8 protein-coding genes are annotated in these 10,627 nt (G+C 45.7%); 7 read left to right on the plus strand and 1 reads right to left on the minus strand.

What is annotated here, in order from left to right; all coding sequences use genetic code 11:
* Positions 1 to 173: 173 nt before the first annotated feature.
* The gene (locus tag OQJ86_RS25440) at positions 174 to 521 is read left to right on the plus strand and encodes a hypothetical protein (RefSeq protein WP_038871262.1); all 348 of its coding nucleotides are present in this window, start codon (positions 174 to 176) and stop codon (positions 519 to 521) included.
* Between the two features lie 10 nt (positions 522 to 531).
* On the opposite strand, the gene OQJ86_RS25445 is transcribed toward OQJ86_RS25440, so the two are convergent.
* The gene (locus OQJ86_RS25445; protein ID WP_042606002.1) at positions 532 to 1,500 is read right to left on the minus strand and encodes a nucleoside hydrolase; all 969 of its coding nucleotides are present in this window, start codon (positions 1,498 to 1,500) and stop codon (positions 532 to 534) included.
* A gap of 364 nt (positions 1,501 to 1,864) precedes the next feature.
* Here OQJ86_RS25445 and OQJ86_RS25450 point away from each other — a divergent pair, with 364 nt between their 5' ends.
* From OQJ86_RS25450 to OQJ86_RS25475, 6 genes are all read left to right on the plus strand, one after another.
* Complete coding sequence (locus OQJ86_RS25450) at positions 1,865 to 3,901, plus strand: methyl-accepting chemotaxis protein (protein WP_265991971.1); 2,037 nt, start codon at positions 1,865 to 1,867, stop codon at positions 3,899 to 3,901.
* A gap of 109 nt (positions 3,902 to 4,010) precedes the next feature.
* Positions 4,011 to 4,853 carry a 23S rRNA (guanine(745)-N(1))-methyltransferase gene (gene rlmA / locus OQJ86_RS25455; protein WP_265991973.1) on the plus strand — a complete coding sequence of 281 codons (843 nt, stop codon included), beginning with the start codon at positions 4,011 to 4,013 and terminating at the stop codon, positions 4,851 to 4,853.
* An 84-nt stretch (positions 4,854 to 4,937) separates the two neighbouring features.
* Positions 4,938 to 5,885: a ChaN family lipoprotein gene (locus OQJ86_RS25460; protein WP_265991975.1), complete on the plus strand. Its 948-nt coding sequence runs from the start codon at positions 4,938 to 4,940 to the stop codon at positions 5,883 to 5,885.
* Between the two features lie 460 nt (positions 5,886 to 6,345).
* Positions 6,346 to 6,720: a hypothetical protein gene (locus OQJ86_RS25465; RefSeq protein ID WP_265991978.1), complete on the plus strand. Its 375-nt coding sequence runs from the start codon at positions 6,346 to 6,348 to the stop codon at positions 6,718 to 6,720.
* 120 nt (positions 6,721 to 6,840) lie between these two features.
* Complete coding sequence (locus OQJ86_RS25470) at positions 6,841 to 8,739, plus strand: BCCT family transporter (RefSeq protein ID WP_038871275.1); 1,899 nt, start codon at positions 6,841 to 6,843, stop codon at positions 8,737 to 8,739.
* Between the two features lie 172 nt (positions 8,740 to 8,911).
* The gene (locus tag OQJ86_RS25475) at positions 8,912 to 10,489 is read left to right on the plus strand and encodes an alkaline phosphatase (RefSeq protein WP_045405698.1); all 1,578 of its coding nucleotides are present in this window, start codon (positions 8,912 to 8,914) and stop codon (positions 10,487 to 10,489) included.
* Positions 10,490 to 10,627: the final 138 nt, after the last annotated feature.

A 10,627-nucleotide genomic window follows, 5' to 3' on the forward strand; every position in this document is an offset into this window, starting at 1 on the left:
TTTAAACTACAAACCATCCTTGAAGGCTACGAACTCGCAATGTCTCTTGATCACTAGACTTGTGATCAAGAGACAGGGTTCTCCCGGCCTTTTTTACATTTCCAAAGCACAACACAAGAATCACTCATGCCATACTAAGTCCAACCAAAACGAGTCGAGATAATGGTGTAACGATGAAATACCGCATTTATTCAATATCGCTTCTTACGGGCTTATTGTTTGGCTGTGCCAACACTGAGGTCTCGTTACAAGCCGAAAAGAACGTCGCCGAATACAAGCAATTGTCTCCAACACGATATCAAGTCTATTGCCCCACCGGAATCTGCCGCTTCCAAGTTTCCGCGAACCAGAAAACGGCAATAAGCATTGAGATGTTCTATGCCGAAAATAAACCGTTCAAGAAGATTGAGGGGCTGACCTACGACAATCAAAATCAATATCCGGCGTCGAATGTTTTTACTCTTCCCGTAAAATCAGACAACGAGAGAATATCTGTGCAAGTCATCGACTATTACAGATAACCCCACTCCGTTATCGCTTTGAATAACGAATAATCGATTCTCGATAAAGTGAAAGCAGTGTATCGCTTTTCACACCGACCCCAACGTTTTGCGCGGAGAAAGCACTCCACTCATCGTGCATGTATTTGCGTTGATCCGTTTTCTGAATCGTCATCCCTTCAGCAGGTCCATCAGTCACCACTCGGACGGCACCACTGCGCAAAGTAAACAGCTTAGGATCAATGACATACGCAATTGCAGAAGGATCATGGACATGGCAACCATCCATTCCAACCTTCTCGGAGTAAAACTTCAAATAGTAGCGGCTCACATCCCAAATAAACTGCCCTACTTCTCCCGCATCCTCACGCAGCTGGTCTAGGTATTGCCCCGTAAAGAAGCTCTCTTCCGTAACATCCAAACCGATGATGACGACTGGCCACGAAGCCGTGAATACCTTATCTGCGGCATGAGGGTCGTCATGAATGTTTGCTTCCGCAAATGGCGTAACATTGCCTCGATGATCGTTCTCACCAAAAGCACCGCCCATTACAACCACTTCCTTAACCAAGTTAACGATTTCTGGATCTGCTTCCAAAGCGAGCGCAAGGTTAGTTAAAGGGCCCACGGCCACCAAGGTGATTTCTCCCGGTTCTGCTCTAACGCTGTCGATGATGAACTGATAGGCAGGCGTATCAATGGCACTTACATCCAGTGCGCTCGGCGCTTTTACATCACCAAAACCTGCTTCACCGTGCACGACAACCGTTGCTCCAACCGGCGCTTTTACTAAAGGCTTATCCGCACCTTTCGCAACCAAGGCTTTCATACCAAACTTCTGTTTTAGGTAAAGGGCGTTTTGCGTCGCATTGTCTATCGTTGCATTGCCATAAACGGTTGTAATGGCCATAAGGTCGATATCAGGATGGGCTTCAGCAAAAAGAATGGCCATCGCATCATCGATGCCAGGATCTGTGTCTAGGATGATTTTCTTTGTCATATCAGCTTCTATTAAACGCTTGGAAAGCCCCAACAATACCTATAAAAAACAAGGATAAACGTGACCAAAGCCGAAGGTATGAGCTTTCTTTTAGTCGCTGCTCCTTACTATTGCTTCAACCAAACAGATGAAATTTTCGCCCACTAGTATCAAATTCATTGGTGGCTCAACTTACTCAACCTTATTTGGTCATTCCATTTCTGCAATAAAATCACCCAGCCAGCGGTCATTTGTTATCTAAGCTATTGGTTGCTCTTATTTTTTGACAATTAACTTAATAAATATCAAAAAAACTCGTCATATAAATCGCTAGCATGCCGATACAACATTTATAACATCTATCAATAATCAGGAAAGACACTACATGCTAGACAAATATCGGAATCAAAGTGTCGGTTTCCAGCTCAAACTGGTCATCACACTGTGTCTGCTTATTGCATTTTCAAGCATTGCTGCGCTTGTTTATCAAAACGCTTCAAACGTACTTTTAGAAAACACGCTGAAAGAACATCAATCTAAAGTGGAATCGATGGCAAAAACCATTGCAGGTCAGTTCAATGCTTATCTGCACACGGCAGAAGTTTTGGAATCAACCTTCCGTAATGGTTATTTGGCGGGCGTCTATGTCGAGAGTTACAACGTCGACTTTCAAGGCCACCAAGTACCAAACATCACCCAATACAGCGAAAGCTTGATTGGTGATACTAAGTTAGTTGATAGCTTCACTCGTGACACTGGCGCTGTTGCGACCCTGTTCGCTCCAATGGGCAACGACTTCATTCGCGTCGCTACTTCACTAAAAGATCCTCAAGGTAAAAGAGCACTTGGCACCACATTGGGGCTTAACCACCCCGGTTACCAAAAGCTTAAAAACGGCCAACCTTACTATGCGCAAATCAAACTTTATGGTGAGCGCTACATCACCTACTACGCACTTTTAAAAGACGCGAATGGTAAGGTCAACGGTATCTCATTCATTGGTTTACCTGTTGAGCGCGCAACCCAAGATCTATTCAGCTCGCTACAAAGCGTAAAATGGGGTGACACTGGTTACACCATTATTCTGGATAACGAAAAAGACAACCAAGGTCACTACCTTCTTCACCCAAAACACGAAGAGAGCGATCCACCGATTCAAGAAGTGTCTGACTACAACGGCAACAAGCCTTTCTACCAACTTTTCGAACAAGAAAGTGGCTTAATTCGCTACCCATTTGAGTACCAAGGCACCGTGGGTGAAAAGTACTTAGTTTACACTCAAGTACCAGGTTGGAACTGGAAACTCTTGGGTGGCACTTTCATCAATGAAGTCACCAAAGGCAGCCAAGCTTTGCTTCAACTGATTGCGACGATTTCTCTAATTGTGGCAGCGGCCACTTTTGTGGTGCTTACGCTTGTTCTTAATCGAACATTAAATCCACTCACCATTTTGAATGGCTACATGAACCGTTTGGCAAAAGGTGAAGTGAGTATTGATATTCCTGCTTCAGGTAAAGCATCGAAAAACGAAATTATTAACTTGAACAACGGCGTTGCCAATATGGCGGGACAACTGAACGAGTTGGTTGGTCAAATTCGCTCGACCAGCGACCAAGTTGAAAGTAACTCGACCAGCGTTGTGGATGATGCAAACCGCAACCTGATGCAATCGGATCTTCAACAAGAGCAGGTAGAGCAAGTGGTGACTGCAATTGAGGAGATGGCTTCGTCTGCTCAATCTGTCGCTCAGCAAGTTGAGCAAATTGCCGAAAATGTGCGCTCTGCAAACACTGATAGCCAATCAGGTCTCGAAGTCGTTGAAGGCGTTTGTATTGATGTGGCTCAGCTAAACGACCAAATCGACCAATCTGCGGCAGCTATCGAACAAGTGAACCGTGACAGCGAAAGCATCCAAACCGTGACGAAAATGATTGATGAGATCGCAGAGCAAACCAACCTACTTGCGCTTAACGCAGCAATTGAGGCTGCACGTGCCGGTGAACAAGGCCGTGGCTTTGCCGTAGTGGCAGACGAAGTACGAACGCTTGCTCATCGAACTCAGACCTCAGTGAAAGATGTCGTAGAGATCATCGAGAAACTTAAAGGCTCCACCAGCAATGCCGTAAGCATGATGACGGAAAGCCAGCAAAACGCGAATAAAGTATTGGATAAAGCACAAGAAGCAGGCACCGCGCTGGAAGCTATTGCAGGACAAGTTCAGTCCATTGCTTCTCAAGCCGATGCTATTGCTGCAACCTCAGAAGAACAAGCTCAAGTTTCTCAAGAGATTGCCGCAAACGCGCACTCTATAAGCGAATTGAACCGCGAAAGCCGTGATACCAGCGCTAAAACATCGCAAAGCGCAACCGAGCTACAGCACCAAGCACAAAACTTAAAACAGCAAGTGGATTTCTTCCACTAACCCTCCAATAAAACCGATGAAAGAGCCGATAATTCGGCTCTTTTTTGTTTCGCTTGCAGCATCCCTTTTTGATAGAATTTGCCGCCCTACTTCCTGTCCAGAGATCGTCATGAACTATCAATGTCCTCTATGTCACCAACCTCTTGAGCTAACAGCAAAGACGTTTAAGTGTGAAAACAACCATCAGTTTGATTTAGCAAAAGAAGGCTACGTCAACTTGATGCCAGCGCACCACAAACGCTCAAAAGATCCAGGTGATAACAAAGAGATGATGCAAGCACGTCGTCGCTTTTTAGAAGGCAATCATTACGATCCGATGCGCCAAGAAGTGGCAAGCCTATGTGCCAAATACACCGAAGGCACAAGCCATCAATTGTTGGATATTGGTTGCGGCGAAGGCTACTACACAGACCAAGTTCAGCAGTCTCTGCATTCACAAAATGAAGAAGCGACGGTGTATGGTCTAGATATTTCTAAAGTCGCCATTCGTTTCGCGTCTAAGCGCTACCCAAAGTGCGATTTCAGCGTGGCATCAAGCCATCGCTTGCCGTTTGCAGAGCAATCTCTAGACGCGATTTTACGTATCTACGCTCCGTGTAAAGCAGAAGAGCTACAACGTGTGATTAAAGACAACGGTGTTGTTATCACAGTCACGCCGGCAGGCCGTCACTTGTACCAGTTCCGTGAACGTATCTACCAAGAGATACGCTTACACAACGAAGAGCCAGAGAACATTGAAGGGTTCGAACTTGAGCATCAACAAAAGCTCAACTACACCATGGACTTAAAAGACGGCGTCGCATTCGACCTACTGCAAATGACACCATTCGCATGGAAATCCAGCGACGAGCTTCGCGAAGAGCTAAAGTCATCTACACTTTTCCAATGTGAGGCTGACTTTATGTTGCGCGTTTACCGTAAGAAATCGAATCAATCTGAGAATGAAGCATAAAATGTAACGCTAATTATTCTCATTACCATTGATTCATTTATCAGCCTCCATTAATATCATTCGGACATTTTTGGAGGCTTTTTAATGCGCTTTTCTACACTAAGTCTGATTTTTGCAGGCTTGCTTACTGGCTGTGCTTCAAATGCACCGACCGCTCCCAACGCTGCAACTGACGACGTAACCAGTTTCTACGACTACCAGCTTCATGCCCCTTCCGGTGAAGCCATCTCAGTCAACCAGCTAACCCCAGCCCTACAACAAGCCGACGTGATTTTGATTGGTGAATGGCACACACACGGCGGTATCCACCGCTTTCAAACCGACATGCTAAAGCAGTTGTCTTCTGCTAGTCGCCCTCTTGCGCTTTCAATGGAGCAGGTCACACGCGACAAGCAAGCAATCTTAGATTCATACCTAAACGGCGAAATTGGTGAGCAATACTTTATGAAGCAAAGTAATGCTTGGCCAAACTACGAAAGTGATTACCGCCCGCTGGTTGAGTTTGCCAAGCAAGCTGATATTCCAGTGATTGCCGCAAATGCGCCGAAAAATATTGTGCGTTGCATTGGCCGCCAAGGCATCGATTACTTAGATAAGCTCGACAGTGATGAGCGCAGTTTTGTCGCGGACGAAGTCAACACAGCAAACAGTCCATACAAAGAGAAGTTCATGGCATCCATGCACCACGGCAAGCCAGAGCAGACCGAAAAGCAATACGCAGCTCAGGTAACATGGGATGAGACCATGGCAGAGTCTATCGTCAAATACCTAGAGCAACACCCAAGTACTCAAGTGGTTCACGTCGCGGGTAAATTCCATATTGAAGACGGTTTAGGGACAGCGGCTTCTATCTTGAATCGTAACCCAGATTTAAACGTTGTCGTCATTACCCCTACTGCAGACATTACTTCAGACGGTTCGGATTACCAATTAGAAGTCCTTGCGCCACCTGTGCGTTATGTACAAAACGCAAACCGCATGGCCGCGTACAAGCATCTAGCTAAGCGCAACAGCGATCTTCAATGTAAGTAATCGGAAAAATCCGACCACGACTTAAGATAAATAGGTCTGCTTTTTGCTAGCTATTCTAGATATACATAGAAAGCGGCAAAAACAGACCTATTTTTGTATTTGATTGATTCAAGAAATAGCCTTTGCCGTCGATATAGGGATAACTGCTTTTTATACCCAAGTAACCTCGAGATGCTAGGTTCAGCGAGAATGACTTGGTTTGTAGACGCGGCGGCGATTTAAAGGTTTGGTGGATCCAAATCAAGAATCGACAACAAAGTATACAAGCCAAGTCAACTCGCCCTTCGGGAGCGTGTCATTGACCCAATTTCTGCGTCAAACAACTTGGAAAGAGCCAGCTATTACGCTGCGTTGTTTTCCTTGACCTCGAATCAATGACAACGCTCTGAATCCTGCATCTTGAGGCCACTTGGGTATACCTGCACTCATAAAGGAGTGTCGTTGTTCGAAGGGGTAACAGATGAATCCAGTAGGAAGCAATTCAGTCAACCGTCAATCGGTTTATAGTAATGCAGCACAGCAAAATAACCGAGACCAAGCGAAAGTGGCTGAACAAAGTGCCAATGCCGCACCATTAAAGGTCGACCAAAATACGGTCACGCTGTCCTCTGAAGGGAAAGCCTTACTCGTCGCATTACAACAGATTGATCACGAGAGCAAAAAGGTGGAAGCCGAAAATAAGACCGTTGGTGACAAAGTCGAATCTTTCGCTCATGGCGCACTCGGGATGGATCTCCCAGATACGATTGAAGAAGAGGATGATGGCTCATACTCTGCTGGTCAATATTTGTCTGCGGCATTGACCGTTGGTGGTATTATTCTCGCTCTTGTTTAAAATATCGCCTTAAATTATTGGTTAAAAAAGAGTTTTTTCCGTTACGACAACCATCCTCATTTGAACACTGTTTTTACCCAAGTCCATAATGGATAACTATTCATTAACGGACGATGAACTGTGAAAAATGCATTTTCTCTCATAGACAAACCAACCTTCTTTGGCGCTATCGCGCTGTTACTTTCTATTGTCTTTCCATTAATTATGTTCCCGACTGAGGGTGCAGAATGGATTGCGATCGCAAAAACCTTCATGACGGATAAATTGGGGTTCTTGTACCTTGCACTCGGCCTTGCTGCCTTTATTTTCATGATTTACGTTGTCTTCAGCGACATGGGACAAATCAAACTCGGTGACCCTGACGAGAAACCAGAATTTACTACTGCGTCATGGGCGGCGATGCTGTTCTGTGGCGGCATCGGTGCCAGCATTCTTTACTGGGGCTGCATCGAATGGGCGTATTACTACCAATCACCACCTTTTCAACTAGAACCAGGCAGTGAAGAAGCGGTGCGTTGGGCGGCGACCTATGGCCTCTTCCACTGGGGCCCCATCGCATGGTCTATCTACCTTATCCCTGCTCTGCCAATTGCGTACTTCTTCTACGTACGTAAACAACCCGTTTTGAAAGTATCCAGTGCATTGATGCCAGTGCTTGGCGAAGAACGTAGTAAAGGCGCCGCCGGTAAAATCGTTGATGTACTGTTTATCTTCGGCCTGCTTGGCGGTGCCGCAACGAGCTTAGGTTTAGCCGCTCCGTTGATCGGCGAAGGTCTGCATTATCTTTTCGGTATGCCTAAAAACACATATAGCCAAGTGTTAGTACTGCTGATCTGTACGGCCATTTTTGCTTACTCCTCTTACGCAGGTATGGAGAAAGGCATTAAAGTTTTAAGCAACATTAACTTCTGGGGTGCGATGGGCTTACTGGCGTTCATCTTAGCGGTTGGACCTACCATCTTCATGCTGGAAACGGGTTTAGACTCGATTGGCCGAATGCTGTCTAATTTCTTTGTAATGGCAACATGGGCGGAACCGTTCGGCGGTTACGGTACGTTTGATAACACCCACTTCCCACAAGATTGGACCATTTTCTATTGGGCATGGTGGCTAGTATTTGCACCTAGCATGGGCTTGTTTGTGGCGCGTATCTCTCGTGGTCGTACTATCAAACAAATGGTATCTGGCTCGATTTTCTTTGGTTCTCTAGGCTGTTTCTTATTCTTTATGATTCTAGGTAACTATGGCTTGTCGCTACAGTTATCAGGAGAACTAGACGTTGTTGCTATCCTAAATGCAGAAGGCGCAACCGCGGCGATCTTCTCGATGTTAGATGCACTGCCAATGAGTACGTTAGTCATCGCCGTGTTTACTGTGCTTTGCATTATTTTCACTGCCACGACCTTTGACTCGATTTCCTACATTCTTGCGTCTGTTGTACAAAACAACGTCACGGAAGAACCAATGCGTTGGAACCGAATGTTCTGGGCATTCACCTTATCCTTTCTTCCAACGGTTCTGATGTTTATGGGTGGGTTAAGCACACTACAGACCGCGGCTATCGTGGGTGGTTTACCTTTGTTGGGTATCTCAATCATGCTGATGGTTTCTGCGGTACGTGCAACCACGCTGGATATTCGTCATCAAGAAGATTACATCGAACCAACCATCAACATTGAAGAGCTACCAGAATTTGATCCGTGGTCAACAGAAGGCATGGCAATGGCGAAGTTTGAACGTGCGCGTGATGCAGCTCAAGATGCGGCAGAAGAAGAGCGTGAAGCGTTAGCCGAGCTCATGAAACTACGTAAACGAATTCGCGCTTTTGCTCTGGAGCATAGCGACGACAATGATTTTGCTGATCATCACTTACCTCAGGAGATGCAGGATGAGCTGCAGACCCTATTGGATAATGTCATGAAAGCAAAAGAGAGAAAACTCGAGCTATCTGATGCGGCCCAGCAATCAAGAGTCGAGTTTAATCAAATCGTGGCCCAAAGCCCTGCTTACGCGGTGTAGCTTTAGCTCATGACTTTCCACTCCTAAACCTAATTCAAGCCCACTTCTGTGGGCTTTCTTATTTCTGCTCTAGTAAAAAGAAATGAAGTACACATGAACCTTTTGTGACGGTAGCAATTTTGTCATAAATCCTTGTTTTAATTTGCACGCTTTTATAAATAAGGAATATACAATGAAGCACTTAGTGACCCCAATTGTGACCGCAGTAGCGGCGTCCACGCTCTCTTTCAATGCTCTATCAGCAGAAATCAAAAACGTTATCCTAATGATTGGTGATGGCATGGGCCCTCAGCAAGTAGGCTTGTTAGAGACTTACGCGAATCACGCACCAAACTCGATTTACAAAGGCGAAACGACCGCCATTTACAAGCTCGCACAGGAAGGGGTAATTGGTTCATCCTTGACCAACCCTGAAGATGCGATTGTCGTCGATTCTGCTTGCTCGGCCACAATGCTCGCTACTGGCACCCCGACGGCATCAGAAGTGATCGGTATTGATAGCCAGGGTAATCACGTGGAAACCATTCTGGAAAAAGCCAAAGCGAAAGGCAAAGCAACAGGCTTGGTGTCGGATACACGAATGACACACGCTACACCAGCGGCTTTTGCTTCTCATCAACCGCATCGTTCTCTCGAAAATAGTATCGCAGTTGATATGCTAGAGACAGGCGTGGATGTGATGCTTTCTGGCGGCCTTCGTCATTGGATTCCTAAATCAACCAACGAGAAAGGCGACACATACAAACAACTTGAGAAGCTGACCCAGGGTGACGTTTACCTAAAATCGAAACGCAAAGACGAGCGTAACTTACTGACGGAAGCGCAGCAGCAAGGCTACAGTTTGGCGTTTAACCGTAACATGCTGGAAGAAGCAAAGGGCGAAAAAGTACTGGGACTCTTTGCTTATTCCGGCATGAATGATGGCATCGCTTACAGCCACAGCAAAGACGACCCGAAACGTACCCAACCATCGTTAAAAGAAATGACAGAGAAAGCGTTGGATGTCCTTTCAAAGAATAAAGATGGCTTCTTCTTAATGGTCGAAGGAGGTCAAATCGACTGGGCGGGTCACAGCAATGACGCCGGAACCATGTTGCACGAACTGATTAAGTTTGATGAAGCAGTGAACTCTGTATACGAATGGGCAAAAGGCCGTGAAGACACGTTGGTGATAGTCACTGCCGATCATGAAACCGGTTCATTTGGCTTCAGTTATTCTTCCGCTGATTTACCCAAACCACAAAAGCGCGATGGTGAGGCTTTTGCGAACCGCGATTACGCACCCAACTTTAACTTCGGCAAGTTCGATATTCTTGATGGACTTTATAATCAAAAACAAAGCTACTACGGCATGATCAGCGAGTTTCAAAAGCTTGATAAAACAAAACAAACACCAGCCAAATTGGCCGAAATCGTAAACGAAAATAGTGACTTTTCTATCACACCAGAACAGGCAGAGCGCGTCTTAGCAAGTAAACCAAACCCTTATCGCTTAGCAAGCCACAAATATTTAAGTGAAGAAAACGTCCCAGCAATTAACGATTTTGATGCGTTTTTTCCTTACAACGATAGAGGTAACCTACTCGCTCGCGAACAAGGGACGAAACAGAATACAGTCTGGGGAACTGGCACACATACGCACACCCCTGTAAACGTATTTGCTTGGGGGCCTGCTGGCACGATTTTACCTATTTCCAAGATCATGCATCACTCTGAGCTAGGTCAATACCTCATCAAGCAAATTAACTAACTCGTCAACGCATAACCACACTCATGCCACTTTCGTGGTGATACTCAAACGCTCTCTTCTGGGCTGTCTCTTATACACAAATCCCCAAGCTTGTAGTTTGGGGATTTTTTTTGAACTCTTTCACGTGTGTGCGATCTG

The sequence above is a fragment of the Vibrio sp. Sgm 5 genome, assembly GCF_026241575.1.
GTDB lineage: Bacteria > Pseudomonadota > Gammaproteobacteria > Enterobacterales > Vibrionaceae > Vibrio > Vibrio jasicida.